A 26,524-nucleotide genomic window follows, 5' to 3' on the forward strand; every position below is an offset into this window, starting at 1 on the left:
TTTCAGCGCCCCAGCGCAGTCAGTTCGCCCATGCCCGCCAGCAGCCGATTGGCAGCGGGCGGCGCGAGCCGGCCGGCGGCGTCGGTGATCTGCATGCGCTGCAGCCAGGCCTCGAACTCGGGCGCGCGCTTCAGGCCCAGTGTTTCGCGCAGGAACAGCGCGTCGTGGAACGAGGTGCTCTGGTAGTTGAGCATCACGTCGTCGGCGCCCGGAATGCCCATGATGAAGTTGATGCCGGCCGTGCCGAGCAGCACCAGCAGCGTGTCCATGTCGTCCTGGTCGGCCTCGGCATGGTTGGTGTAGCAGATGTCGCAGCCGATCGGCAGGCCCAGCAGCTTGCCGCAGAAGTGGTCTTCGAGCCCGGCGCGGATGATCTGCTTGCCGTCGTACAGGTACTCCGGCCCGATGAAGCCGACCACCGTGTTGACGAGGAAAGGCTGGTAACGCCGTGCCAGCGCATAGGCGCGCACCTCGCAGGTCTGCTGGTCGACGCCGAAGCTGGCGTTGGCCGAGAGCGCGCTGCCCTGGCCGGTTTCGAAGTACATCACGTTGTCGCCGATGGTGCCGCGCTTCAATGACAGCGCCGCGTCATGGGCCTCGGCCAGCAGCTCGGGCGTGACGCCGAACGACAGGTTCGCCTTCTCGGTGCCGGCGATCGACTGGAACACCAGGTCGACCGGCGCACCGGCTTCGGCGAGCTTGAGCGTGTTGGTCACATGCGTGAGCACACAGCTCTGCGTCGGAATCTCGAAGCGCTGGATCACCTCGTCGAGCATGTGCAGCAGCTTGCCCAGCACCGGCATGCTGTCGGAGGCGGGGTTCAGGCCGATCACCGCATCACCGGCGCCATAGAGCAGGCCGTCGAGCGTCGAGGCGGCCACGCCGCGCAGGTCGTCGGTCGGGTGGTTGGGCTGCAGCCGCACCGCCAGGTGGCCGGGCAGGCCGATGGTGTCGCGGAAGCGCGTGACCACGCTGCACTTCTTCGCGACCGCCACCAGATCCTGGTTGCGCATGAGCTTGGACACAGCCGCGACCATTTCCGGCGTGAGGCCGGGCGCCAGCGCGCTGAGCGTGGCGGTGGTGGCGTTGTCGGACAGCAGCCAGTTGCGGAAGTCGCCGACCGTGAGGTGCGCGACCGGCGCGAAGGCGGCCGCGTCATGGCCATCGATGATGAGGCGTGTGATGTTGTCGCTCTCGTACGGAATCAGCGCTTCCGTCAGGAACTGCTTGAGCGGCGTCTCGGCCAGCACATGGCGCGCGGCCATGCGCTGCTGCGCGGTGGCTGCGCCGACGCCCGCGAGGTAGTCGCCCGAACGCGCCGGGCTGGCAACGGCCATGACCTGTTTCAGGTCGTCGAAGGCGAAGACCTGGCCGGCAATGGTGGTGCGGTAGCGCATCGTGTGTTCAGGCGGTGGTGGTCGCAGACAGCATGTCATCCGGCGCGGCCGCCTTGCGCTGGGCCGAGGTCAGCAGGAAATAGCCATAGGCCGCTGCCATCAGCACCCCGAACAGCACGGTCAGCATGCCGTTGAACCAGATCATCGCACCGAGGCAAACCACGCCCAGCACCAGGGCGATCGCGGGGAACACCGGGTAGAACGGCGCGCGGTACGTGCGCTCCAGCCCCGGCTCGCTGCGGCGCAGCTTGAAGAGGGCCGCCATCGAGATCAGGTACATCACGATCGCGCCCAGCACCGCCATGGTCACGATGTTGGCGGTGAGCGTCTGGCCGCCGAAGCTGACCCATTCATCGCTGAAGATCGCCACCACGCCGATCACGCCGCCGGCCAGCAGTGCGCGGTGCGGTGTGCCGAAGCGCGGGCTCAGGCCGGCGAACCAGGCCGGCAGGTAGCCGGCGCGCGCCAGCGCGAAGATTTGGCGCGAGTAGCCCATGATGATCCCGTGGAACGAGGCGATCAGGCCGAACAACCCGATCCACACCAGCATGTGCAGCCAGCCGCTGTTGTCGCCGACCACGGCCTTCATGGCTTGGGGCAGCGGGTCGTTGATGTTGGCAATCTTGCGCCAGTCGCCCACGCCGCCTGCCATGATCATCACGCCGAAAGCGAGCACCACCAGCGTGACGATGCCGGTCGTGTAGGCGACCGGAATGGTCTTGTGCGGATCGCGTGCCTCTTCGGCTGCCATGGCCGCGCCCTCGATGGCGAGGAAGAACCAGATGGCGAACGGGATCGACGCGAAGATGCCGGACAGCGCCGCGCCGTTCAGCACCGTGCCGCCGGCCCAGCCGTTGGCCGTGAAGTTGGCCCACGACCAGCCCGGCGCGACCACCCCCATGAACATCAGCAACTCGAAGATGGCAAGCAGGGTGACGAACAGCTCGAAGGCCGCCGCGATGCCGACGCCCACCCAGTTGAGCGCGATAAAGATCACGTAGGCGCCCAGCGCCAGCCACTTCGGGTTGATCGCGGGAAACTGCACGTTGAGGTAGGCGCCGATGGCCAGCGCAATGGCCGGCGGTGCAAAGACGAACTCGACCAGCGTGGCGAAGCCGGCAACGAAGCCGCCGGTCGGCCCGAAGGCGCGCCGCGCGTAGGCGAAGGGGCCGCCCGCGTGCGGGATCGCGGTCGACAGCTCGGTGAAGCTGAAGATGAAGGTGGTGTACATCGTCGCGACCAGTACCGTGGCCACCAGGAAGCCCAGCGTGCCCGCAGTGTTCCAGCCGTAGCTCCATCCGAAGTACTCGCCCGAGATCACCAGGCCCACCGCGATGCCCCACAACTGGAACGGGCCGAGCACCTTCTTGAGATGGCCTGACGACGGCGACGGGGGGACAGCTGAACTCATGGGCGTTGCTCCAGATGGGTCAAAGTGTGACAACCGGATTCGACCAAAGGCAGGGCTTTCCCTCTATCCGGATTCGGAAAAAGAAGCAGGCTGGGGGCTGCACACATGGCGCCTGCCATGGCATTCGTCTTGCATGCGCCCAGGCTTTCACATCCCTGCGTTCGACGTGACCACCAGCCTCCACTACGCCGCCCGCGCCAGTTGCGACGTGGACGAGCATGCCACCCACATCTCGGCCTGGCACCAGGAATACGACCAGCTTTCGCGCGGCTGCTTCACCGGCATGGTGCGCGAGTTGTGGATCGATGCGCCGCGGCTGCAGGTGTTCCACGAGCACACCGGCCAGCGGACCAGCCAGCATTGCCTGCCCTGGCGTGGTGCGGTGTGGTTCGGTATACCCGACGGACAGAACGGCGAGCCGCTGCATTTCTCCGGGCGGCTGCAGCCCGTCGACCGCGAGCGCATCGTCATGGCCGCGCGCGCCGACGATGGCTTTGCGCTGTGCACGCCTCAGAACTTCGGCATCTACGGGGTGGTGGTCGACGAGGCCTGGTTGTGCACCGAACTGGATCGGCTGGGGCTGCGGCCGTTTCTGCCGCCGGCCGGCGGGTCGGGCGCTTCGTTGCGCGCGGCATCGCTGTCGCCGCACCTGCACGTGGCGCTATGCCAGACCATCGAGTCGATGCTGTCGCTCGGCGCCAGCGGCGAGGCCATGCAGGGCTGGGGCCGCCGCACGCTGGGCTACCTGACCGACCAGCTGCTCAGGCTGCTGGCCGGAACCGCGCCGGACGCCGGTTTCAGCGCGCAGCGGCAGAGCAGTCAGCGCCGCCTTGCATCGGTACTGACGGCGCGCTCGCTGGTGGCGCATCCGCTCAATCACACGCTGTCGGTCGAAGACCTGTGCATGCAGTTGCACCTGACGCCGCGCACCCTGCAGAACCACTTCCGCAGTGTCGTCGGCGAGTCGCCGGCGGAGTTCTTGCGCGCGGTGCGGCTCAACGCCTGCCGCCGCCGGCTGCGCGCCTCCGCGCGCGGAACCACTGTGCAGGACGTGGCTGCGCAATGGGGCTTCTTCCACATGGGCCGCTTCTCGCACGAATACAAGGCGATGTTCGACGAGCTGCCGTCGCAGACGCTGCGTCTGGCGCGCGCCGCGCATTGAGCGCGTCACGACGGCCCGCCATAATGGGCGGCTGTCCCATCCCGAAAGACACCGCCTCATGCGTTCCCTTGTTTGCATCACCGCGGCCCTGGCCGCCTCGCTGTCCACGCTGGCATCGGCGCAGGCGCAGAGCGCGCCCGTCACCACGCCAAGCGGCCTGGTCTACCAGTCGCTGAAGGAAGGCACCGGCGCATCGCCCGCCGCAACCGACGTGGTCAAGGTGCACTACCGCGGCACCTTTCCGGACAGCGGCAAGGAATTCGACAGCTCCTACAGCCGCGGCGAGCCGACCGAGTTTCCGCTCAACGGCGTGATCCCCTGCTGGACCGAGGGCGTGCAGAAGATGAAGCCCGGCGGCAAGGCCAAGCTGACCTGCCCGCCGGCCATTGCCTACGGCTCGCGCGGCGCGGGCGGCGTGATTCCGCCGAACGCCACGCTCAACTTCGAAGTCGAGCTGGTCTCCGTCAAGAAGCGCTGACCGCCGGCCTTTGAAAAGAACTCAACCTGGCTGGAACTGGAACAGCCAGGTTTCGGTCAGCGTCTTGTCGCCGGTCTTCAGGTAGAGCCGCATGTCGATCGGCTCGTTGCCTTCGGGCGTGAAGTCGAACTGCGCGCGCCAGTGGCCCGGCACGCCGTTGGGAACGGCCTCGGCAAAGACGTAGGAGAACTTGCCGCGCGGCGCCGTCAGCACCAGCTCGGGCTTCACGCCGAAGGGCACGGTGGTGAGCGGCTGCCCTACAAATTCCACCATGAACTTGCGCACGCCCGGCGGGCGCGGCTGGCCGGGCTGTCCACCGCGCCCGATGCGCGTGGCCACGCAGCGTGCGAGCGGCGAGGGAAAGGGCTCCTGGTCGGTCCAGTGCAGCCGGTACTGCAGGCTGTAGCTCGCGCCCGCCTTGGCATCGGCCTTGGGCACCCAGAAGGCGACGATGTTGTCGTGGATCTCGTCGTCGGTCGGGATCTCGATCAGCTGCACCGAGCCTTCGCCCCAGTCGCCCAGCGGCTCGATCCAGAGGCTCGGGCGCTTCTCGTAGTTGACGCCGTCCTGGTAGTTGTCGAACGCGCGGTCGCGCTGCAGCAGCCCGAAGCCGCGCGGGCGGGTGTCGGCAAAGGCCGAGGCGCGCGTCTGCGTCGGGTTGTTGAGCGGGCGCCAGATGCGTTCGCCCGCGCCGTTCCAGATGGCCAGGCCGTCGGAGTCGTGCACCTCGGGGCGCCAGTCGATGGCGGTGGGCTTGATGGTTTCCGAGTACCAGTACATCGAGGTGAGCGGCACCAGGCCCAGGCGCGACACATCGCGGCGCAGGAACAGGCGCGAGTCGATGTCCATGATCACGGCCTTGCCGCGCTGCATCACGAACTTGAACACGCCCGTAACGCTCGGCCCTTCGAGCAGCGCGTAGACGGTCATCGAGGTGGTGTTGTTCGCGGCCGGCGTCTCGAAATAGAAGCGCGTGAAGGTGGGGAATTCTTCGGGCTTGTCGGGTACCGCCACGTCGAGTGCGAGGCCGCGGGCCGACAGGCCGTACTGGTAGAGCTCGCCGATCGCGCGGAAGTAGGAGGCGCCCAGGAAAGCCACCCAGTCGTTCTTCTGCCAGTCGAGCTTGCTCTGGTCGCCCAGGCGGCTTTCCTGCAGCCGAAAGCCCGCGAAGCCCGCGCCGGCCGGCAGCGCGCGCGCCGGGCTGTCGGGCGGCATCGAGAAGTACGAAGGGCTGTAGAGCACCTCGCGCGCGAAGGCATCGCCATCGGAATTCTCGAGCACGTGCATGCGCACCGGTGTCTGGAAGAAGCGGCCGAGGTGGAAGAAGGTGACGGGAAAGGCGCCGGGGCCGTCGCGGAAGAGGGCATTGGCCGGGTCGAACTTGATCTTGCCGTGCGCGTCGTAGTCGATTTTCTCGAGCACCTCGGGCGCGAGCGGCGCGGCGGCGGCATAGGGCTGCCCGGCCAGGCGCCTGGCCTGCGCCACGAGGCGGTCGAACGAGAAGGGCGAAGGCTGGCTCAGCTTCAGGCCGTTGGCGGCCAGTGCCTCTTCGGGCAGTCCAAGGGCGGCGAGTGCGGCGGCGGCACCACCAGCGGCAAGGAAGGATCGGCGATCAAGCATGTGTTTCTTGAGGGTTGCGGTCTTGGGAGTACGTCGTGGAGTACGAAAAAGGATGAGCGGAAGGCGAGGCGGCCGGGGAAACCATCCTAATGCAGCCGGCGCCGGGAATTTTCCGCGCACAAGAGCGGCGAGCATGCCGCGGCCGCGGGGTTTGCCGCGTCGGCCAAGCTGCGCAGCGTGAGCCGGACAAGGCCGGGATTTGAGAAATTTGTGCGTTTATGTATCGGCGCTGTCATCGGCACCGTCGGCCACGCCCATGGCGTAGACGGCATAGAGCGGCACGCCGAGCAGCATCAGCGCCAGCGGCGCGAACAGGGTGTAGGCGAGGCCGATGCCTTCGAGCACCCGGAAGGTGGCCTCGAGGCGCAGGCGCGGATGGGGCTGGGTCAGCTCGGCGGTCTTGCGCAGCCCCCAATGAAACTCCGCCCCGGTGGCGCGCAGCGATGGATGCTGCGCGGCGCGGCCCACGGCGAGCCAGCAGACGGCATCGAAGGCCAGCACCGAGCCCGCGGGCGCGCGCTCGCCGAAGGTCGCGAGCACGGCCTGCGCCTGCTGCGGCTGCAGGTACATCAGGACGCCCTCGGTGAAGAGGAAGACCGGCTGCGCCTGGCGCCTGCGCGGCAGCTCGAGCTCGTTCCACCAGCGCGGCGATGTGAGGTCGAGGTCGCGCGCGTCGTGGCGCGGGTGGGCCTCGGGAATCAGCTCGCGGCGCAGCGCCATCACTTCGGGCAGGTCGGCATCCGTCATGCGCGACCTTCCGTCGTCCAGCCACTGGAAGTAGTGGCTCAGGCCGCAGCCCATGTTCACCACGCGGCCGCCCGGATGCTGCTTGAGGAACTCCTGCGCGAGGCTGCGGAAGCGCCGGGTGCGGCTCAGGATGCTGTAGATGGTGGTCCGGTCCTCGGGCAGCGGATGGCCTTCGTCGCGGATCTTCTCGAGAATCGACGCGGCGTAGGCGTCGCGCACGGCCATCTGCGGAAACATCGCGTCGCCGGAAGCGCGCGCGGCGAGCGGAATCCGCAGGGTCGACGGCACGGCCGACAGGCTTCGCGCGGCTCTTTTGCTTGTTGTCATGGGCGCAGGCACCGGGTCATGCGCAAGTCTGGCTGCTCCCATGCGGCGGAGCAAGTCAGCCTTTCGTTAGCCCCGGGGGTAGTCCGGCATGCCCCCCGGGCCGGCCGCCGCTGCCTCTTTTACTTGGCGGTGGGCATCACGAACTCGGCGCCCTTGCCAATGCTCTCGGGCCAGCGCTGCATGATCGACTTCTGCTTGGTGTAGAAGCGCACGCCTTCCTCGCCATAGGCATGCATGTCGCCGAACAGGCTGCGCTTCCAGCCGCCGAAGCCGTGCCATGCCATCGGCACCGGAATCGGCACGTTGATGCCGACCATGCCCACCTGGATGCGGCGGCTGAATTCGCGCGCCACGTTGCCGTCGCGCGTGAAGCAGCTCACGCCATTGCCGAATTCATGGTCGTTGACCAGGTCGACCGCATCCTTGAAATTGGCCACGCGCACGCACGAGAGCACCGGGCCGAAGATCTCTTCCTTGTAGATGCGCATCTCGGGCGTCACGTGGTCGAACAGCGTGCCGCCCATCCAGAAGCCGTCGCCGCAATCAGCGCCTGCCTGGCTGCCGTCGAACTGGCGGCCGTCGACCAGCAGCTTCGCGCCTTCCTTCTCGCCCTGGGCGATGTAGCCGGTGATGCGTTCGTGCGCCGCGCGCGTGACGATCGGGCCCATCTCGGCCGCGAGGTTCTCGCCGTCGAGCACCTTGAGCGTCTTCGTGCGCTCCACGAGCTTGGGAATGATCTTGTCGGCCACGTCGCCCACCAGCACCGCCACGCTGATCGCCATGCAGCGCTCGCCGGCCGAGCCGTAGCCCGCGCCGATCAGCGCATCCACCGTCTGGTCGATGTCGGCGTCGGGCATCACCACCATGTGGTTCTTCGCGCCGCCCAGGGCCTGCACGCGCTTGCCGTTGCGGGCGCCGGTTTCATAGATGTAGTTGGCAATGGGCGTGGAGCCCACGAAGCTCACGGCCTTGACGTCGGGGTGCTCGAGCAGCGCGTCGACCGCCACCTTGTCGCCCTGCACCACGTTGAACACGCCGTCGGGCAGGCCCGCTTCCTTCAGCAGCTCGGCCATGCGCAGCGACGGGGTCGGGTCGGTCGGGCTGGGCTTGAGAATGAAGGTGTTGCCCGCGGCAATCGCCACCGGGAACATCCACATCGGCACCATCACGGGAAAGTTGAAGGGCGTGATGCCGGCCACCACGCCGAGCGGCTGGCGCAGCGTCCAGTTGTCGATGCCGGTGGAGACCTGGTCGGTGAAGTCGCCCTTGAGCAGCTGCGGAATGCCGCAGGCGAACTCGACGATGTCGATGCCGCGCGAGACCTCGCCCTGCGCGTCGGTGAACACCTTGCCGTGCTCGGCGGTGATCATGTGCGCGAGCTCGTCCTTGTGCAGGTTGAGCAGCTCCAGGAACTTGAACATCACGCGGGCGCGGCGGATCGGCGGCGTGTCGGCCCACTTGGGGAACGCGGCCTGCGCGGCGGCCACCGCGGCATCGACGTCGGCCTGGACGGCCAGCGCCACCTTGCCCGTGACCTTGCCGGTCGCCGGGTTGGTGACGTCCTGCGTGCGGGTGGAGCTGCCGGCGGCGTGCTGGCCGCCGATGAAATGCGCGATCTGTGTGGTCATGGAGAGTCCCAGGTCAAGTGATTGCGCCAGTCTAGGAAAGGCAAGGGTCTCTGCCTAGGCGCCAGGGTTGAACTGTTTGTTCGCTATAGTGAACAATCCCATCATGGATCTGCAAAAAGCCGAATCGCTCTGGATGCACCTTCACTGGCTGATCGTGCTCGGCCAGCAGGGCAGCTATACCGCCGCCGCCGCGCGCCTGGGCGTGAGCAAGGCCGCCATGAGCCAGCGCATCGCCGAGCTGGAGCGGGCCGTGGGCGTGACCCTCGTGCGCCGCACCACCCGCAGCATGCGGCTGACCGAGGCCGGGCAGCAGCTGGTCGACCAGATGCGCGAGCCCTTCGAGCGGATCGCCCACAGCTTCCTGCAGGCGCGGGACCATGCGGGCGAACCGCGCGGCCTGGTGCGGATCACCGCGCCGGTGGCGCTGGGGCGCCAGCAGCTGCTGCCCAGGCTCGCCGACTTTCTTCTGGCGCATCCGTCGATCCGTGTCGAAATGGAACTCTCCGACCGGCTGAGCTCGCTGGCCACCGAAGGCTTCGACCTGGCGGTGCGGCACGCGGCCTCACCGCCCGACACGCACGTGGCCTGGCGGCTGTGCGACACGCGCTCGGTGCTGGTGGCGAGCCGCGCCTACCTGCGCCGCAAGGGAACGCCGCTGGCGCCGCCCATGCTGACCGAGCACGACTGCCTGCACTATCCCCGCGGGCAGGAAACCAACGTGTGGTCGTTCGAGCGGCGAGGCGGCCGCGCGCGCCAGGCCGAGCGCGTGACCGTGCCCATCGCCGGTCCGCTGGCGGCCAACAACAGTGAGGCGCTGCGCGACGCGGCCCAGGCGGGGCTCGGCATTGCGCTCTTGCCCGACTTCAGCGCGCAATCCGGCTTGCAGGCGGGCAAGCTGGTCGAGGTGCTCCCCGACTGGCAGCCCACGGGCGCCTTCGCCGACCAGATCTACGCCATACGGCCTTATTCGCTGCACATTCCGCGTGCGGTCAACCTGTTCGTGAGCCATCTGCGCGAGACGCTGAAGGCGGGGTTTCAGCTGCCCGAGGCCTGATGGCCAGCGGGCTTCCGGCCTCGCTTTGAGAATTCAGTTGGACGACACCATCAGCTGCCGAACCAGCAACTGCGCCGCCGGTGACAAGGTCTCGCCGGTCTTGGTGGCCATCAGCAGGCGGCGCACGGCCCAGGCATCCTTGAGCCGCACCACCTTGAGGCCGAGCGCGCTCACCTGCGCCTTGCAGGCCGCGAGCGGCACCACGCCGATGCCGAGGTTGGCCGCGATCATGTGGCACATCGCATCGAAGCTGCGCACCTGCACGCGCAGGCGCATCGGAATGCCGGCCTGCTCGGCCGCGCGCGAGGTGAGCTCGAGCAGCGAGCTGCTGCGGTTCAGGCCCACGAACTCGTGCGCGAGGCAGGTCTTGAAATCGGTCCGGCGCGTGCGCGCGAGCGGATGCTGCCGGGCGCACAGCACCACCAGCTCGTCGGTCTGGAACGGCGCGACGTCGAGCCCGTAGGCCGGCGTGTTCTCGGCAAACACGCCCACATCGGCCAGGCCGTCGACCAGCGCGCGCACGATGTCGCCGCTCAGCTGCTCCTCCACTTCGACGCGGATGTCGGGATGCTGGCCGAGGAAGGCGGCCAGCGTGGCCGGCAGGAACTCCGTGAGCGCCGACATGTTGGCCCACAGCCGGACATGGCCGCGCACCCCGCTCGAATAGTCGCCGAGTTCGTTGCTGAACTGCTCGAAGCCCTGGAACAACCGCATTGCATGCTGCATGGCCACGTGGCCGGCGGGGGTCAGCGCAATGCCCTGCGAGCTGCGCTCCAGCAGCTTCGACCCGGTGGCGGCCTCGAAGTCCGAAAGCCGCCGGCTGGCCGCCGAGAGCGCCAGGTGGCAGGCCTCGGCGCCCTTGGTGATGCTGCCCGACTGCGCCACGGCGCAGAACAGGCGCAGCGTGACGAAGTCGACGCGGGCGGGGTTGATGGGGCTGGCCATCGCCGGATTCTAGAGAGCACGCCAGTGCCGCAAGCCATGGGGCATAGGCCAAAAGATTCTTTGACATGTTATGTCGAGCCGCCTATAGTGGTCCCATCAAAGCACCGTTCGCTTCCGTCGGCACCCAACCACAAGGAGAGGTATGCAATCACTGCTCGATCAACTGAAGGGACTCGACGTCCTGGCCGGCGCCGCGATGGGCGGCCTGACGGTGCAGTTGCAGCCCATTCCGGGCCATACGCCCGTGATCCAGGTGAGCATCGAGGGGCGCGACGAGCTGCCCATTTTCATCACCAGTTCGGACGTGCAGGTCATTTGCATCTGCTATCTCTGGACAGAGGAAGAAGTGAAGGCCGAACGCCGCACCGAGCTGCTCGAATCGCTGCTCGACCTCAACCCTTCGGTGCCGCTGTCGTCCTTCGGGCGTGTCGACGGCCGCTACGTGCTCACCGGCGCGCTCGGACGCCATGCGAACGTGGAAGACATCGCGCGCGAAGTGGCGGTGCTCAGCGACAACGCGATCGATGCGCTGGATGCCCTGTCCGAATTCCTGAACTAAGCGGAGATCATCATGACAGTCATCAAGAAGCTGGTCACCTTGCTGCGCGGCAGTGCCCGCGAAATCGGCGAAAGCGTGGTCGACAGCAACGCCACCCGCATCTACGAGCAGGAAATCGTCGACGCCAAGCACAGCATCGAGAAGGCCAAGGGCGATCTCACCGGCGTCATGGCCAAGGAGATGCAATCGGCCCGCGAGATCGAGCGCCTGAAGAACGAGGTCGCGCGCTACGAGGGCCTGGCTCTCGAGGCGCTCAACAAGACGCAGGAAGGCCTGGCGCTCGACGTCGCGGCCAAGGTCGGCACGCTCGAGAAGGAGCTCGAGGAGCAGGCCAAGGCGCATGCCTCCTATGCGCTGCAGGTGTCCAAGCTCAAGGACCTGATCAAGACGGCCGAAGTGCGCATTCGCGAGCACGAGCGCGAGATCGGCATCGCCAAGACCACCGAGAGCGTCTACCGCGCCACGCAGTCGATTTCCGAGAACATCGGCGCGGGCGGTTCCCGCCTGTCTAATGCGCGTGAATCGCTCGAGCGGATCCGCCAGCGCCACGAAGATCTGGCCGACCGGATGGCTGCGAGCCAGGCGCTCGAGAACGAACTTGGCCACACGGCGCTCGAGAAGAAGCTGGCGGCCGCGGGCATCGGCAGCGATGTCGACCGCACCGGCAAGGTGATGGAGCGCATCCGCGCCCGCCAGGCCAAGCCAGCGGAGCCCGGCGCGCAATGACCGTGCGGGTCAAGCCGGTTCGCTGGCAAGGCTCGGACGAGGCGATACGCGCCGTTCAGGTGGCGTTCGACGTGGAAGAGGCCGTGCTGGAGGCGGTGCGCACGGCCGCCTTCGAGCAGCACGTGTCCACTTCCGACCAGATCCGGCAGGTGCTGGGGCTTGCGACGACGTCCAAGCCCAAACGGCCCCGGCTGACCGTGTCGTTGAATGCGGCAGACTACGAGTTTCTTGCGGCGAAATATGGGCTCGCCCCGGACGACCGCCTGGCTATCAAGGAGAGGGCCACGCGGGATCTGATTGCTTTTGCAAGTGGTGGAAAGAAAGGCACCGGCACAGGGAAGCCGGGCCGCAAATAAAAACACAACCCGTACGCGGGAGGGTCAATGGGAAATTTCATGGATGCGGTGACGGGGTACCCCACCGCGATCTACACGGTGCTGCTGGGCGTCGTGGTGATCTACTGGGTGCTGGCGGTGGCCGGCATGGTCGACATCGAGCACAGCGGCATCGATGTCGATGTGCAGACCCATGCCGACGGCGACACCAGCGACGTGGGGCAGCTCGCGAGCTACGTCGTGGCGTTCGGCCTGAACGGCGTGCCGTTCTCGGTGGCGGTGAGCCTGCTGGTGCTGGTGTCGTGGACGCTGTCCTGCCTTGGCGGGGAGTGGCTGATGCCGCTGGTGCCCACGCTGCCGCTCAAGCTGCTGGCCGGCACGGTGCTGCTGGTGGCGAGCGCCGCCATCGCCATACCCGTGACGGCCGTGGCCATCCGCCCCCTGCGCGGCTTGTTCGTGAGCCACACCGCCGTGAGCAATGCGGCACTGGTCGGCCAGGCCTGCCGCGTCGTCACCGGCGTGGTGAACGAGAAAGACGGCCGCGCCGAAGTGGCCCGCCGCGGCGCCAGCCTGAACATCCGGGTCTGGGCGCCCACGCCCAACACGCTCAAGCGCGGATCGCAGGCGCTGATCCTCGAATACGACGAAGTGGCCGGCCGCTACCTCATCGCGACGCACGACGACGCCGCCTGAGCGCGGCCCACCCGATCAAGATCAACTGTTTCGCTCTCAAAGCATCTCTGGAGAAAAAATGGAGCCCATCCTCTTTGCCGTGGTCATACTGGCCGTGGTCATCCTCGGCTTGTTCGCGATGTTCGCCAAGTTCTATCGCAAGATCGAACAGGGGCACGCGCTCATCGTGAACACGCTGCGCGCCGAACCCGACGTCACCTTCACGGGGCGGATGGTCTATCCGATCATCCACAAGGCCGAGCTGATGGATATCTCGGTCAAGACCATCGAGATCGACCGCTCCGGCAACGAGGGCCTCATCTGCCGCGACAACATCCGCGCGGACATCAAGGTGAAGTTCTTCGTGCGCGTCAACAAGACCGCGGACGACGTGCTCAAGGTGGCGCAAGGCATCGGCTGCGCGCGGGCTTCGAACCACGAAACGCTCGAAGAGCTGTTCTCGGCCAAGTTTTCCGAGGCGCTCAAGACCGTCGGCAAGTCGATGGATTTCGTCGACCTGTACCAGGCGCGCGACGGCTTCCGCGACCAGATCATCAGCCAGATCGGCAACGACCTTTCGGGCTACGTGCTCGAAGACGCCGCCATCGACTACCTCGAGCAGACGCCGCTGTCGGAACTCGACACCAACAACATCCTCGATGCGCAGGGCATCAAGAAGATCACCGAGCTGACGGCGGTCGAGCACGTGCGCACCAACGAGCTGCGCCGCAACGAGGAAATGCAGATCAAGAAGAAGAACGTCGAGACGCAGGAAGCCCTGCTCGAACTCGAGCGCCAGCAGGCGGACGCCACGGCGCGCCAGCAGCGCGAAATCGCCAGCGTGCGCGCCCGCGAGGAGGCCGAGACCGCCAAGATCCAGGCCGAAGAGCGCACCAAGTCGGAAACCGCGCGCCTCGTCGCCGAGCAATCCATCTCGGTGCAGCACGAGAACGTGCAGCGCGAGAAGGAAGTGGCCGAGAACAACCGCAAGCGCGCGGTGGCCATCGAGGAAGAAAAAGTCACGCGCGCCCGCGATCTCGAGATTGTCGACCGCGAGAAGGAAGTGACGCTGCAGCGCATCGAGAAGGACAAGGCCGTCGAAGTGCAGAAGAAGGCCATTGCCGACGTGATCCGCGAGCGCATCGTGGTCGAGCGCACCGTGGCCGAGCAGGAAGAAGCCATCAAGGAACTGCGCGTGGTGGCCGAGGCGGAGCGCACCAAGAAGTCCGTCGTGATCATGGCCGAAGGCCAGGCCGACGAAAAGATGGTGATCGACCTGAAGGCGGCCGAAACGCAGGAAAAGCGCGCGCGCCACAAGGCGGCCGAAGAACTCACGCTGGCCGATGCCAAGCTGAAGGTGGCCGAGCGCGATGCCGAATCGAAGAAGCGCGAGGCCGAGGGCATGGAGGCCCTCTCCGCCGCACCGGGCCTGGCCGCCGCCAAGGTCGAGATCGCCACCGCGCAAGCCCGGCTCGCCACCTTCGAGGCCGAAGCCTCGGGCAAGGAGAAGCTGGGCCTCGCGGACGTGCATGTGCGCCAGGCCGATGCGGACGCCATCCTCAAGGCCGGGCAGGCCGATGCGCAAGTGATCGAGGCGCGCTCGCAGGCCGAAGCCGCCGGCATGCGCGCCAAGTTCGACGCCGAGGCCTCGGGCAAGGAAAAGCTCGGCCTCGCCGAAGTGAACGTGCGCACGGCCGATGCTGAAGCCACCCTGAAGTCCGGCCAGGCCGATGCGCAGGTGATCGAAGCTCGCTTCAGCGCCGAGGCCAAGGGCCTGCATGAAAAGTTCGAAGCCATGAAGGCGATGAGCCCCGACACCCGCGACCACGAGGAATTCCGCATGCGCCTCGAGAAGTCGCACGTCGAAACCATGAAGGGCATCGACGCGCAGACCGCCATCGCCAAGGAACAGGCCGAGGTGCTGGGCACCGCGCTGGCCAATGCCAAGATCGACATCGTGGGCGGGCAGGGCGACTACTTCGACAGCTTCGTGCGCTCGCTCTCCGTGGGCAAGGGCATCGATGGCGTCATCTCCAAGAGCAACACCCTGAAGGTGGCTTTCAAGGACCAGCTGTCCGGCGACCGCGACGTGGTGAAGGACTTGCGCGACCTTGTCGGCGCGCTCGGCACATCGTCCGGCGAGATGCAGAACCTCAGCGTGGCCGCGTTGATGAGTCGCATCAGCAGCGACGGCAGCGAAAGCCAGAAGACCGCGCTCCACAACCTGCTCTCCACCTTCCGCAACTGAGTGGGCGCGCGATGAATTCGAACCTGAAATGCAGCTGCTCCGCGCACGCGTCGATGCAGCCCGTCGCGTTGGCCGAGGCGCTGCTGGCGGTGCATTGCACCGACTGCGGCGGCATGGTGATGGCCATGGACGACTGGCGTGCCTGGAAGGCCGTCGACCCTGCGCGGGAACCCCACGCCATCGACGACGACGTCATCGAGGTGTTCGATGCCACGTCGGTGCGGCACTGCCCCGAGTGCGACCGGCTCATGCAGCGCCTGCGCGTGAGCGCCGGGCCCGACTTCCGCATCGACCGTTGCATTGCTTGCCAGAACCTGTGGTTCGACCAGGGCGAGTGGCGTGCCCTGGTGAGCCGCGGCCTGGCCGGCCGGCTCGACGAGCTGCTGTCGGACGGATGGCAGCGCCGGCTGCAGACCGAGGAGGTGCGCGAGGTGCGGCTTGCCGCGCTGCGCCGCCGCTACGGCAACGACTGCATCGACGAGCTGGACCGCATTCGCGCCTGGCTCGACACCCAGCCCCACCGCGACGAACTGCTCGCATTGCTGCGCGCGGACTGACCGCGCCGATCTATGCAACGAACGGAAGAAACGGGGGCGCCGCCCGGCGCCCAGGCCCAGACTGACCAGACCGAGGCGCTGGTGTCCGGCAGCGGCAGCTACGACCTGCTGAAAAAACGGCTGGAAACCCAGGGCGAGGGCTTGCTGAAGAAGACGCAGGCACTCAACGAACAGCGCCTGGCCGAGTTCGGCCGCTCCGAGCAGGCCCTGGTGCTGCGCACCCGCGCGCGCACCGAGAACAATGCCGTGGCGCGCGACATCGTGCGCATCGGCGACCTGCTGCTGTTCGGCTACAACGTCTTCATCGGCCTGCGCAAGGAAACCGCGGTGGGCGACGTGTTCGGCCTGTACCGGCTGGCAGTGCCAGGCGAAGCCGCCACCGAGAACGACGAGCTGCAGGCGGTGCCCCTGGCCGGCACCTTTCTCGAAGACACGCGCTTCGTCTCCGACTTTCGCGAGCTCTACGCCTACTACAAGCAGGCCACGCTGCTGCAGCTGCGCGTCATGCAAGACAAGCTGCTGGCGTCCTTCAAGATCGGCCAGCAGCTGCACGACGTGCGCGTGTTCCGCTGGGCCATCGAGCGCGACGGCGGCATCCACTACATCGACAACCGCGGCGAGCGCGACATCGCGCTGCCCGCGAGCCACGACTTCGAGTGGACCGTTGCCACGCGCGAAGACCATGTGGGAGGCAAGCATCCCCACGTGAACGTGCTCGACACGGTGTTCGTCGAAACCCTCGGCGGCGACCTCACGGTCAAGATCGAGAACAACACCGAAACCGGGCTCGGCATCTACAGCGAGCCGGTGGAGGACAAGAGCCAGTCGCTCACCGACGCCGAGATCGCGTGGGCCAAGCTCGGCATGCTGATACTGCTGCGCGTGAAGCCCTACCGCGAGCAGGCCACGCGCTACTTGGTCTTCAACATCCGCACGCAGCAGGTCGAGCGCATCGACGCCATCGGCGGCTCCTGCGTGCAGCTGCCCGAAGACCACGGCATCATCTTTCCCGGCGGCTACTACCTGCAGTCGGGCGAATACAAGCGCTTCGACCTGCCGGGCGAGGTGGTGGAAAGCCTGCGCTTCAAGCGCATGCTGCGCTCGCCCAACGGCGAGGACGTGGCCTATGTCTTCTACGACCCGAAGCCGGGGCGCTACGCGCTCTTCAACTACAACCTGATCGACAAGAAGCTCGCCACGCCGATCATCGCCAACGGCTACGCCCGCTTTGCCGACGGCCGCATCCTGGTGTTCAACGGCGACGACGGCGAGCCGACGCGCGTGCACCCGATGCAGCTGTGGCGGACGCCGTTCGCCAGCGAGGAGCACATGAGCGCGCAGCCGCCCGCCACCGGCTTCTTCGGCAAGATCGGCAACGCCGAGCTGGTGCGGGGCGTGAGCGACCTGATGGGCATCGCCCGCGCGGTGCGCGAGCAGGCGCCCACGCGCGCCGCCTACGAAGACCTCATCCGCCAGTGCACCCGCGTGAGCGACGCCTACTTCTGGCTCGAAGCGGCCGAGGCCGCCGGCCTGATGGGCGAGCTGCGCAGCATTGCCGACGTGGCGCGCAGCACGCTGGCCGAGTTCGAGAAGGTCGACACCATCCGGCGCGAAACCGCACGCGCGCTGGCCCGCGCGGAAGACGAACAGCACGCGCTGATGGTCGACATCGCCAGCACCCTCTGGCGCGCGCCCGACGACTTCGTGAAGGCCCTGGGCCGCCTGCGCGAACGGCGCGGCGCGCTGCAGATGCTCAAGGAACTGCGCTACGCCGATCTGCCGCGCATCGCCGCCATGGACGCGGCGCTGGAGGCCGAGCAGCAGCGCATCGGCGAGCGCGCGATGCAGTTCCTGGCGGCCGACACGGCCTTCAACGGCCAGCGCCAGGCGCTCGACAAGCTGGCGCTCGACCTGCCCAACCTTTCCACCTCGCCCGCGCTCGGCCAGATGCTGGCGACGCTCGACGAGCAGGCCGCCGGCCTCGATCTGCTCACCGAACAGCTCGGCAGCCTGCCGGGCGGCGACGCGGTGATCCGCACCTCCATCCTCGACCGCATCTCGCTGATCTACGCCGACATCAACCGCATGCGCGCTGATGCGCGCGCGCGGCGAAAGTCGCTGGGCGCCACCGAGGCGCGCGCGGAGTTCGGGGCGCAGTTCAAGCTCTTCAGCCAGGCGGTGGAAAACGCGCTGGAGTTCGCCGACACGCCCGAGAAGTGCGACGACGCGCTCACGCGCCTCCTGGCCCAGCTGGAAGAAATCGAAGGCCGATTCGCCGAGCAGGAAGACTTCCTGGCCGACATCGCCGAGAAGCGAGAGACCGTGTACGAGGCGCTGTCGGCGCGCCGCCAGAGCCTGGTGGAAGCCCGCCAGCGCCGCGCGCAGGGCGTGGTCGATGCGGCGGGCCGCATCCTCGACGGCATTCCGCGCCGCATTGCGCAGTTCGGCGAGCTGCAGCAGGTTCACAGCTATTTCGCGGCCGACCCGATGATCGGCAAGCTGCACACGCTGATTGCCGACCTGCGCACGCTGGGCGCCGCCGTGCCGGCCGACGAGCTCGACACGCGGCTGAAGACCGCCCGCGACCAGGCCCTGCGTTCGATTCGCGACAAGCGCGAGCTGGTAAGCGAAGGCGGCGACACCTTGCGCCTGGGCCGCCACGCCTTCACCGTGCACCGCCAGCCGGTCGACCTCACGCTGGTCGCCCGCGACGAAGGCATGGCCTACCAGGTGACCGGCACGGACTATCAAAGCCCGGTGGACGAACCCCGGCTGCTGCCGTTGCAGCGCTACTGGAGCCAGTCGCTGGTGTCGGAAACGCCCGAACTGTCGCGTGCCGAGTACCTTGCGGGCCGCCTGCTGGAAGCGCTGCTCGACGGCAAGTCCGAGCGCAGCTGGCTCGACGTGCTCACGCTGCTGGCCGAAGACCCGCTGCACCCGCAGCTGCTCGACATGGTCCGCCGCTTTGCCGCCGCGCGCTACCAGGAGGGCTACCAGAAGGGCATCCATGACGACGACGCGATGCGCCTGCTGGGCGCGCTCGTCGCCATGCAGGACCAGGCCGGCCTGCTGGCCTGGGGGCCGACCGAGCGCGCGCTGGCCTTGCTCTACTGGCAGCACGGCCACCTGATCGCGCACCGCGAATCGCTGCTGCGGCGCGCGCGGGCCGCCATGCAGATGCAGGCCCTGTTCGGCCGGCGCGATGCGCTGGAACAGCTCGAAGCCGACACCGCCCGTGCGCTGAACCATTTTGCGCGCGAGGTGGCGCCCGACCTGCTGCCGCTGGTGGAGACCGCCAGCCAGGAAGAGCGCGACGCCCACCAGGGCCGCGTGTCCACGCTGTGCGACCAAGCGGCCGCGTACCTCGCGCGCGAACTCGCGGGCGAGCACGGCGGCGAAACCTGGGCTGTGTCGGGCGCGGGCGAAGACCTTGCGGCGGCGCTGCTGCGCGAGCTGGAGCGCAGCGGCCGGCGCGACGCCTGGCAGCACGACCTCGACGCCGCGCCGCCGGCCGAGCGCTGGCGCCTCGCGCGCGACTGGGTGCGTGCCTACACGACGCACCAGGCGCCGCAGTCGGCCGACTGGATCGACGACGCCGCCAGCGTGCTGGCCATGCCGCTGCAGCGCACCCGCGTCAACGCGGCGCTCGACCGCACGGTCGAAGGCCTGCGCGGCGAACACCCGCGCGTGGCCGAAGGCCGCATGACGCTGAACCTCAACGACTTCTGGCGCCGCTTCCTGTTCCACACCACGTACGCGGTGCCGGGCTACGAGGCGCTGCACAGCCTGCGCCACGAACTGCTCGAACGCGAGAAGGCCCGCCTCAAGCTGGGCCAGTTCCAGGCCAAGCCGCTCTCGACCTTCGTGCGCAACCAGCTGATCGACGAGCTCTACCTGCCCATCATCGGCGACAACCTGGCCAAGCAGATAGGCTCCGCGGGCGAGGGCAGCCGCACCGACCGCATGGGCCTCTTGCTGCTGATCTCGCCGCCCGGCTACGGCAAGACCACGCTGATGGAGTACGTGGCAGACCGGCTCGGCCTGATCTTCGTGCGCATCAACTGCCCGGCGCTGGGCCACGGCGTCACCGCCATCGACCCGGCCAACGCGCCCAACAGCGCGGCGCGGCAGGAGCTCGAAAAGCTCAACCTCGGCCTTGCGATGGGCAGCAACGTGATGCTGTACCTGGACGACATCCAGCACACCAGCCCCGAGTTCCTGCAGAAGTTCATCGCGCTGGCCGACGGCACGCGCCGCATCGAGGGCGTGTGGAACGGCGAGCCGCGCAGCTACGACATGCGAGGCAAGCGCTTCGCGATCGTGATGGCGGGCAACCCCTACACCGAGTCGGGCGACGTGTTCAAGATCCCGGACATGCTGGCCAACCGGGCCGACATCTACAACCTGGGCGACGTGCTCTCGGGCCGCGAGGCGGCGTTCGCGCTCTCGTACATCGAGAACAGCCTGACCTCCAACCCCACGCTGATGCCGCTGGCTTCGCGCGACCCCAAGGACGTGCAGCTGCTGGTGAAGATGGCGCAGGGACACGAGGCGCCGAGCAGCGCGCTGTCGCATGCCTACAGCGCGGTCGAGCTGGAGGAAATCAAGGCGCTGCTGCAGCGCCTGTTCCGCGCGCGCGACCTGCTGCTGAAGGTCAACCTCGCGTACATCGAATCGGCCGCGCAGCAGGAGGCGTACCGCACCGCGCCGCCCTTCAAGCTGCAGGGCAGCTACCGCAACATGACCAAGCTCGCGGGCAAGATCACCGCGCTGATGCGCGACGACGAACTCGATGCGCTGCTGCGCGACCACTACCGCGGCGAGGCCCAGACGCTGACCACCGGCGCCGAGGAAAACCTCTTGCGGCTCGCACAGCTGCTGGGCAGTCCGACGCCCGAGGAAAGCGCGCGCTGGACGGCCATCTGCGAAGAGTTCGTGCGCAAGCGCAAGCTCGGCGGCGACGACGTCGATGGCAGCCAGCGCATCGCGAGCAGCATGCTCGACGTGGCGCGCGCGGTCGATGCGCTCAAGCCGCCCGCCGAAGGGCCGAACGAAGGCCAGCGGCTGGCCGATGCCATGCTGCAGATTGCCGTGACCTACCGCGAGCTGATCCTGCCGCTGGTGACCGCCACCGAACGGCGGCTCGAACTCGACCGTTCGATCCGGCAGGACATGGAGCGGCTCGCCGCCGAAGTGCAGGCCTCGCGGACCGTCCCCAGGCGCGCGACCAAACCCGACCAGGACCACTGACACATGCAGGCACCTTCCTCTCCAGTTATCGAGCCGCAGGCAGCGCTGCCCGAGCTGCTCGCCCAGCTCGATGCCACCATGGCCGACCAGCGCCTGAGCGACGACGAGCGCCGCGTGCTGGTGCACACCCTGCGCGAGGCCTCTCCGCCCGAGGACGGCCTGCGCCAGCTGCGCAACCGTGCGTTCGACCTGGTGCGCTCGCGCACCGCCGATCCGGAACAGCTGGCCCTGCTCAAATGGCTCGAAGGCGTGGTCCGCGCCATCGACACCGGCCGTTCGCCCGATGCCGTCGCGGTGCGCTCGCAGGCCTTCTTCAGCCCGGGAACGGGTTGCCTGCAGGCGATCAACCAGCAGCTGAAGGCCGCGAAGCGTTCGGTCGACCTGTGCGTCTTCACGCTATCGGACGACCGCATCACCGCCGAAGTGCTGGCCGTACACCGGCGCGGCGTGGCGGTGCGCTTCATTACCGACAACGACAAGGAATTCGACCGCGGCAGCGACGTCGGGCAGCTGCGCGCGGCCGGCATCCCGGTCGCGGTGGACCGCACCGAAGCCCACATGCACCACAAGTTCGCCATCTTCGACGGCGCGCGGCTGCTCAACGGTAGCTACAACTGGACCCGCAGCGCCTGCGAGCACAACGAGGAGAACGTGGTGCTGAGCAACGACCCATCGCTCGTTCGCCGCTTCGCGGACGAATTCGACACCTTGTGGAAAGAACTGCAGGCCGCCTGATGCCGAGACGAATCGACTACGACTGGGAGCTGCCGCCCGAGATACAGCAACGGCTGGGCGGTGCCAGCTATGGTGCGCAGCGCATCATTCACGAGCAGGGCCACCTGATGGTCATCCTGCACGAGGCGCCCACCGGCGCCGGTGCGGAGCGCAAGCCCGCCGTGTTCCTGCGCAAGCCCGACGGTGCGTGGCTCCACAAGGGCAACAACCCCGGCGAGCGCGCCTTCGCCAAGCTGCTCGAAAGCTATCGCGCGGCGCTGGGCACCTTCGAGATCCGGCACCAATCGGCCGAGACGGCGGAGGAGCTGTTCCAGATCCTCGGCCCGCTGATTCCGCTGACCCGCGCCGCCATGAACATGCAGGCCACCCTGCAGGCGGCCCGCGAGGCCGTCAAGGACGATCTGATGCTGATCGACCTGCGCGATCTCGCGGTCGAGATCACGCGCGGCATGGAGCTGCTGCTGGCCGACACCCGCATGTCACTCGACTACCGCCTCGCGCACGCGGCCGAGGCGCAGGCGCGCTCGACCCGGGAGGTCAGCCGTGCGCAGCACAAGCTCAACACCATCGCGGCGCTGACCTTTCCGCTCATGGCCGTGGGCGCCGCCTTCGGCATGAACCTGCACAGCGGCATGGAGAACATGCCGGTCTGGATGTACTGGGCGATTTTCGCGAGCGGTCTCTTCCTGGGCATCTTGCTGCGCGGCTGGGTCAAGGCGCCGGAGGCGCCGCTGCCCGCTGCCAAGCCTGCGCCGGCCAGGAAGAAGTAAAGCGGCAAGACGCCGGCCTTCGCGTTTTGCGAAGGAGTGCTGCTGCCAGAGCAATTCCGGCGGACGCGATCTGTTCTTAGAGTGGGGGCATTCCCACAGGAGACAGACGCAGATGAACGCACTCGAAGGCCTCAAGGTGCTGGAGCTCGGCCAGCTCATCGCCGGCCCGTTCGCCGGCAAGACGCTGGCGGAGTTCGGCGCCGACGTGATCAAGGTCGAGCCTGCCGGCGTCGGCGACCCGCTGCGCAAGTGGCGGCTGCTGCGCGAGGGCACTTCGGTGTGGTGGGAGGTGCAGTCGCGCAACAAGCGATCGGTGTGCCTGGACCTGCGCAGCGCCGAAGGCCAGCAGGCCGTGCGCGCGCTGGCGCTGGAGGCCGACGTGCTGATCGAGAACTTCAAGCCCGGCACGCTCGAAGGCTGGGGCCTGGGCTGGGAGCAACTGCACGCGCTCAACCCGCGGCTCATCATGCTGCGCATCTCGGGCTACGGGCAGACCGGCCCCTACCGCGACAAGCCGGGCTTCGGCGTGCTCGGCGAATCGATGGGCGGGCTGCGCTACCTGAGCGGCGAGCCGGGCCGGGTGCCGGTGCGCGTGGGCGTGTCGCTGGGCGACACGCTGGCGGCGCTGCATGGCGTGATCGGCGTGCTCACCGCGCTGCACCACCGCACGGCCCATGGCGGCGAGGGGCAGTTCATCGACGTGGCGCTCTACGAGTCGGTTTTCAACGTGATGGAAAGCCTGCTGCCCGAATACGACGCGTTCGGCGCGGTGCGCGAGCGCGCCGGCAGCGCCTTGCCGGGTATTGCGCCGACCAATGCCTACAAGTGCAGCGACGGCCACTACGTGCTGGTGGCGGGCAACGGCGACAGCATCTTCCGCCGGCTGATGCGCGCCATCGGCCGCGCGGACCTGGAGAGCGATCCGCAACTCGTGCACAACGATGGCCGCGTGCAGCGGGTGGAGGAGATCGACGCCGCCATCGAGGCCTGGACGCTGCAGCGCAACCGCGACGAGGTGCTGGCGGTGCTCGATGCGGCCGGCGTGCCGGTCGGGCGCATCTACACGGTGGCCGACATCGCCACCGACCCGCAGTACCTGGCGCGCCAGATGATCGTCGAGGCGACCACCGCCGACGGCGAGATGCTCAAGGTGCCGGGCGTCGTGCCCAAGCTCAGCGCCACACCGGGGCGCATTGCGCACCCCGCGCCGCGGCTCGGTGAACACACCGATCAGCTGCAAGGCGCAGGCTGGCCGGCGCGCCGCACCGAAGAAAGCGAGGCCGTATGAAAGAAGGCAATGGCAAGCGGCTCTTCATCAATGAAGTGGCCACGCGCGACGGCTTCCAGATGGAGGACCGCTTCATTCCCACCGACGACAAGATCGCGCTCATCGACCGCCTGGGCACGCTGGGCTACGCCAAGATCGAGGTGACCTCGTTCACTTCCGCCAAGGCGATTCCGGCGCTGCGCGACGGCGAGGAAGTGATGCAGCGCATCGTGCGCCAGCCGGGCGTGGTCTATACCGCGCTGGTGCCGAACCTGCGCGGGGCCGAGCGCGCGCTGGAGAGCCGCATCGGCGAATTCAACATCGTCATGTCGGTGAGCGAGACCCACAACCTCGGCAACCTGCGCATGACGCGCGAGCAGTCCTTCGCGCAGCTGGCCGAGGTCATCGCGCTGGCCAGGCAGGCCGGCGTGCCCGTGAACGTGTCGCTTTCCTGCGTGTTCGGCTGCCCGATGGAAGGCGAGGTGCCGCAAGCCGCGGTGCTGGAATGGATCGGCCGCTTCGCGGCGCTGCGGGTGCAGGGCGTGACGCTGTGCGACACCACGGGCATGGCTTTTCCCACACAGGTGCAGGCCCTCTGCGAAGCCGTGATGGCAAGGCACCCCGGCCTGCAATGGACGGCGCACTTCCACAACACGCGCGGCATGGGGCTCGCGAACACGTTGGCGGCGGTCGAGGCGGGCGTCGAGCGTCTCGACATGTCGCTGGGCGGCATCGGCGGCTGCCCGTATGCCCCCGGCGCCACCGGCAACGTGGCCACCGAGGACGTGGTGCACATGCTGCAATGCATGGGCTACGACACCGGCATGGATCTGAACGGACTGATCGATGCCGCCTCGGAACTCGAAGCGCTGGTGCAGCACGACTTGCCGAGCCAGGTGTCGCGCGCCGGCCACCGGCTCACGCGGCATGCGCCGCCGGCGGATTTCAACGACATCGCGGCGCGTGCGCATGCGCGCCGCGCCAAGGAGCTGCACCCATGATCGACCATCTGGACCACCTGGTGCTCACCACTGCCCATGAGCAGGCCTGCATCCGTTTCTACGTCGACGCGATGGGCATGGCGCTGGAGACCTTCGGCGCCAACCGCAAGGCCTTTCGTTTCGGCAACCAGAAGATCAACCTGCATGTGAAAGGCCACGAGTTCGAGCCCAAGGCGCAGGTGCCGACGCCGGGCTCGCTGGACCTGTGCTTCATCGCGAGCGTGCCGCTGGAGGACGTGATCGCGCGGCTGAAAGACAAGGGCGTGCCGATCCTCGAAGGCCCGGTGATGCGAACCGGCGCCACCGCGCGCATCCGATCGGTCTATGTGCGCGACCCCGACCTGAATCTCATCGAGATATCCGAGCTGGCGCCCTGACACGCCGGCTTCGAATGCAAGCTTAAAAACACCGGAGACAAAACCATGAAACCCATTCACCGCCTTCTGATGGCCACAGGCCTCGCGCTGGCGGCCGCTGCGGCCAGCGCCGATACCTGGCCCTCGAAACCGATCACCTTCATCGTGCCCACCGCGCCTGCCGGGTCCACCGACATCATGGCGCGCATGGTGGCCGACCCGCTGCAGCGCGCGCTGGGCCAGCCCATCGTGGTCGACAACAGGCCCGGCGCCAGCGGCAACATCGGCACCGAGGCCGTGGCGCGCGCCGCGCCCGACGGCTACACGCTGCTGATGCAGTACTCGGGCTACCACGTCGGCAACCCCGCGCTCTTTCCGCAGATCAAGTGGAGCCCGACCAAGGACTTCGTGCCGGTGGCGCTGGTGATGCGCGCGCCGCACGTGGTCGCGGTGAGCGGCAAGCTGCCCGTGAACTCGATGAAGGAGCTGATCGAGTACGGCAAGAAGAAGAAAGAGGGCGGCCTGTTCTACGCCTCGTCGGGCAACGGCTCGATCCAGCACATCGCGGGCGAGCTGCTGTCGCGGCAGGCCAAGCAGCCGATGACGCACGTGCCCTACAAGGGCTCGGGCCCGGCCATCAACGACCTGATCGCGGGCAACGTCGACATGTTCATCACCACACCGCCCTCGGTCATCGGCCATTTCGCGGGCGGGCGCATCAAGCCGCTCGCCTACACGGGCAGCAAGCGCCATCCGTCGATGCCCGACGTGCCGACCTCGGCCGAGGCGGGGCTGCCGGGCTACGAGGTGGAGTCGTGGTTCGCGGTGTTCGCACCGGCCAAGACGCCGCCCGAGATCGTCAACAAGCTCAGCGCCGAGATCAGGAAGATCGTCGAGAGCGAGTCGTTCCGCAAGAAGGTGGACGAGCAGGGCGCCTTTGCCACCTACATGGACCCGGCGGCCCTGGGCAAGTTCGTCGACCAGGAACTCGCGGCCTGGGCGAAGGTGATCAAGGCGGCGGACATCAAGCCGGACTGAGCCCGGCCGATGCCTCCCTCGGTGCTCAGGGCTTGACGCCGAGCATCGACAGGATGATTGCCGCGAGGGTCAGCGTCACCGGCAGCCGGTGCGTGGCGATGGCGTGGGCCTGCGCCACCGACAGCCTGGTTTGCTGAAGGAGGTTCTTTTCGGAATGAAGGGCTGTGGACATGGCATTTGCTCCTGGATGAACGCGAACGATCTGTTCGCATGGCCTCCAAGATAGACCTCTGCAGGGGCA

23 protein-coding genes are annotated in these 26,524 nt (G+C 67.7%); 16 read left to right on the forward strand and 7 right to left on the reverse strand.

Annotated features, from left to right (window positions below; genetic code table 11):
* Window positions 1–2: 2 nt before the first annotated feature.
* The gene (locus EJO66_RS05740; protein ID WP_125964749.1) at window positions 3–1,397 is read right to left on the reverse strand and encodes an ethanolamine ammonia-lyase subunit EutB; all 1,395 of its coding nucleotides are present in this window, start codon (window positions 1,395–1,397) and stop codon (window positions 3–5) included.
* A 7-nt stretch (window positions 1,398–1,404) separates the two neighbouring features.
* The gene (gene eat, locus EJO66_RS05745) at window positions 1,405–2,808 is read right to left on the reverse strand and encodes an ethanolamine permease (RefSeq protein WP_124958242.1); all 1,404 of its coding nucleotides are present in this window, start codon (window positions 2,806–2,808) and stop codon (window positions 1,405–1,407) included.
* Between the two features lie 166 nt (window positions 2,809–2,974).
* Between eat and EJO66_RS05750 the strand changes: the two genes are divergently transcribed.
* A complete protein-coding gene (locus EJO66_RS05750; RefSeq protein WP_223262244.1) occupies window positions 2,975–3,970 on the forward strand; it encodes a helix-turn-helix domain-containing protein in 996 nt (331 codons plus the stop codon).
* Between the two features lie 58 nt (window positions 3,971–4,028).
* Entirely contained in the window at window positions 4,029–4,448 is a 420-nt protein-coding gene (locus tag EJO66_RS05755; RefSeq protein ID WP_125964750.1) for an FKBP-type peptidyl-prolyl cis-trans isomerase, read from the forward strand.
* 21 nt (window positions 4,449–4,469) lie between these two features.
* Here EJO66_RS05755 and EJO66_RS05760 read toward each other — a convergent pair whose 3' ends face one another.
* From EJO66_RS05760 to EJO66_RS05770, 3 genes are all read right to left on the reverse strand, one after another.
* On the reverse strand, window positions 4,470–6,068 hold the full coding sequence (locus EJO66_RS05760) for an OpgD/OpgG family glucan biosynthesis protein (protein WP_124958239.1): 1,599 nt from the start codon (window positions 6,066–6,068) through the stop codon (window positions 4,470–4,472).
* A gap of 216 nt (window positions 6,069–6,284) precedes the next feature.
* Window positions 6,285–7,142 carry a class I SAM-dependent methyltransferase gene (locus EJO66_RS05765; protein ID WP_185738290.1) on the reverse strand — a complete coding sequence of 286 codons (858 nt, stop codon included), beginning with the start codon at window positions 7,140–7,142 and terminating at the stop codon, window positions 6,285–6,287.
* A gap of 119 nt (window positions 7,143–7,261) precedes the next feature.
* Window positions 7,262–8,770 carry a CoA-acylating methylmalonate-semialdehyde dehydrogenase gene (locus tag EJO66_RS05770; protein WP_124958238.1) on the reverse strand — a complete coding sequence of 503 codons (1,509 nt, stop codon included), beginning with the start codon at window positions 8,768–8,770 and terminating at the stop codon, window positions 7,262–7,264.
* A 103-nt stretch (window positions 8,771–8,873) separates the two neighbouring features.
* Between EJO66_RS05770 and EJO66_RS05775 the strand changes: the two genes are divergently transcribed.
* A complete protein-coding gene (locus EJO66_RS05775) occupies window positions 8,874–9,824 on the forward strand; it encodes a LysR family transcriptional regulator (RefSeq protein ID WP_125964751.1) in 951 nt (316 codons plus the stop codon).
* A gap of 33 nt (window positions 9,825–9,857) precedes the next feature.
* Here EJO66_RS05775 and EJO66_RS05780 read toward each other — a convergent pair whose 3' ends face one another.
* Window positions 9,858–10,769 (reverse strand): LysR family transcriptional regulator, encoded by a 912-nt coding sequence (locus tag EJO66_RS05780; RefSeq protein WP_124958236.1) that lies wholly within the window; start codon window positions 10,767–10,769, stop codon window positions 9,858–9,860.
* A 142-nt stretch (window positions 10,770–10,911) separates the two neighbouring features.
* On the opposite strand from EJO66_RS05780, the gene EJO66_RS05785 reads away from it, so the two are divergent.
* The 13 genes from EJO66_RS05785 to EJO66_RS05845 all read left to right on the forward strand — a co-directional run bounded on the left by EJO66_RS05785 (window position 10,912) and on the right by EJO66_RS05845 (window position 26,283).
* Entirely contained in the window at window positions 10,912–11,328 is a 417-nt protein-coding gene (locus tag EJO66_RS05785) for a YjfI family protein (RefSeq protein ID WP_124958235.1), read from the forward strand.
* Between the two features lie 12 nt (window positions 11,329–11,340).
* Window positions 11,341–12,054: a PspA/IM30 family protein gene (locus EJO66_RS05790; protein ID WP_124958234.1), complete on the forward strand. Its 714-nt coding sequence runs from the start codon at window positions 11,341–11,343 to the stop codon at window positions 12,052–12,054.
* Window positions 12,051–12,410 carry a hypothetical protein gene (locus EJO66_RS05795; protein ID WP_124958233.1) on the forward strand — a complete coding sequence of 120 codons (360 nt, stop codon included), beginning with the start codon at window positions 12,051–12,053 and terminating at the stop codon, window positions 12,408–12,410. Before EJO66_RS05790 ends, EJO66_RS05795 begins: the two co-directional genes overlap by 4 nt.
* Window positions 12,411–12,437: 27 nt before the next feature.
* Window positions 12,438–13,082 (forward strand): OB-fold-containig protein, encoded by a 645-nt coding sequence (locus tag EJO66_RS05800; protein WP_124958232.1) that lies wholly within the window; start codon window positions 12,438–12,440, stop codon window positions 13,080–13,082.
* 58 nt (window positions 13,083–13,140) lie between these two features.
* On the forward strand, window positions 13,141–15,309 hold the full coding sequence (locus EJO66_RS05805) for a hypothetical protein (protein WP_124958231.1): 2,169 nt from the start codon (window positions 13,141–13,143) through the stop codon (window positions 15,307–15,309).
* A gap of 11 nt (window positions 15,310–15,320) precedes the next feature.
* Entirely contained in the window at window positions 15,321–15,866 is a 546-nt protein-coding gene (locus EJO66_RS05810; RefSeq protein WP_124958230.1) for a TFIIB-type zinc ribbon-containing protein, read from the forward strand.
* Between the two features lie 12 nt (window positions 15,867–15,878).
* On the forward strand, window positions 15,879–21,116 hold the full coding sequence (locus EJO66_RS05815; RefSeq protein ID WP_124958229.1) for a DNA repair ATPase: 5,238 nt from the start codon (window positions 15,879–15,881) through the stop codon (window positions 21,114–21,116).
* A 3-nt stretch (window positions 21,117–21,119) separates the two neighbouring features.
* Entirely contained in the window at window positions 21,120–21,851 is a 732-nt protein-coding gene (locus EJO66_RS05820; RefSeq protein ID WP_124958228.1) for a phospholipase D-like domain-containing protein, read from the forward strand.
* Window positions 21,851–22,621: a magnesium transporter CorA family protein gene (locus tag EJO66_RS05825; protein WP_125964752.1), complete on the forward strand. Its 771-nt coding sequence runs from the start codon at window positions 21,851–21,853 to the stop codon at window positions 22,619–22,621. The genes EJO66_RS05820 and EJO66_RS05825 overlap by 1 nt, the downstream gene beginning before the upstream one ends.
* A 112-nt stretch (window positions 22,622–22,733) precedes the next feature.
* On the forward strand, window positions 22,734–23,909 hold the full coding sequence (locus EJO66_RS05830; protein ID WP_124958227.1) for a CaiB/BaiF CoA transferase family protein: 1,176 nt from the start codon (window positions 22,734–22,736) through the stop codon (window positions 23,907–23,909).
* Window positions 23,906–24,889, forward strand: a complete 984-nt coding sequence (locus EJO66_RS05835; protein WP_124958226.1) for a hydroxymethylglutaryl-CoA lyase — start codon at window positions 23,906–23,908, stop codon at window positions 24,887–24,889. Before EJO66_RS05830 ends, EJO66_RS05835 begins: the two co-directional genes overlap by 4 nt.
* Window positions 24,886–25,266 carry a VOC family protein gene (locus EJO66_RS05840; protein WP_124958225.1) on the forward strand — a complete coding sequence of 127 codons (381 nt, stop codon included), beginning with the start codon at window positions 24,886–24,888 and terminating at the stop codon, window positions 25,264–25,266. The genes EJO66_RS05835 and EJO66_RS05840 overlap by 4 nt, the downstream gene beginning before the upstream one ends.
* A 45-nt stretch (window positions 25,267–25,311) precedes the next feature.
* Window positions 25,312–26,283 carry a Bug family tripartite tricarboxylate transporter substrate binding protein gene (locus EJO66_RS05845; protein ID WP_124958224.1) on the forward strand — a complete coding sequence of 324 codons (972 nt, stop codon included), beginning with the start codon at window positions 25,312–25,314 and terminating at the stop codon, window positions 26,281–26,283.
* 25 nt (window positions 26,284–26,308) lie between these two features.
* Here EJO66_RS05845 and EJO66_RS32510 read toward each other — a convergent pair whose 3' ends face one another.
* Window positions 26,309–26,455, reverse strand: a complete 147-nt coding sequence (locus EJO66_RS32510; RefSeq protein ID WP_012748362.1) for a hypothetical protein — start codon at window positions 26,453–26,455, stop codon at window positions 26,309–26,311.
* Window positions 26,456–26,524 lie beyond the last annotated feature (69 nt).

It is taken from the genome of Variovorax beijingensis (assembly GCF_003951285.1).
Classification (GTDB): Bacteria; Pseudomonadota; Gammaproteobacteria; order Burkholderiales; family Burkholderiaceae_C; genus Variovorax; species Variovorax beijingensis.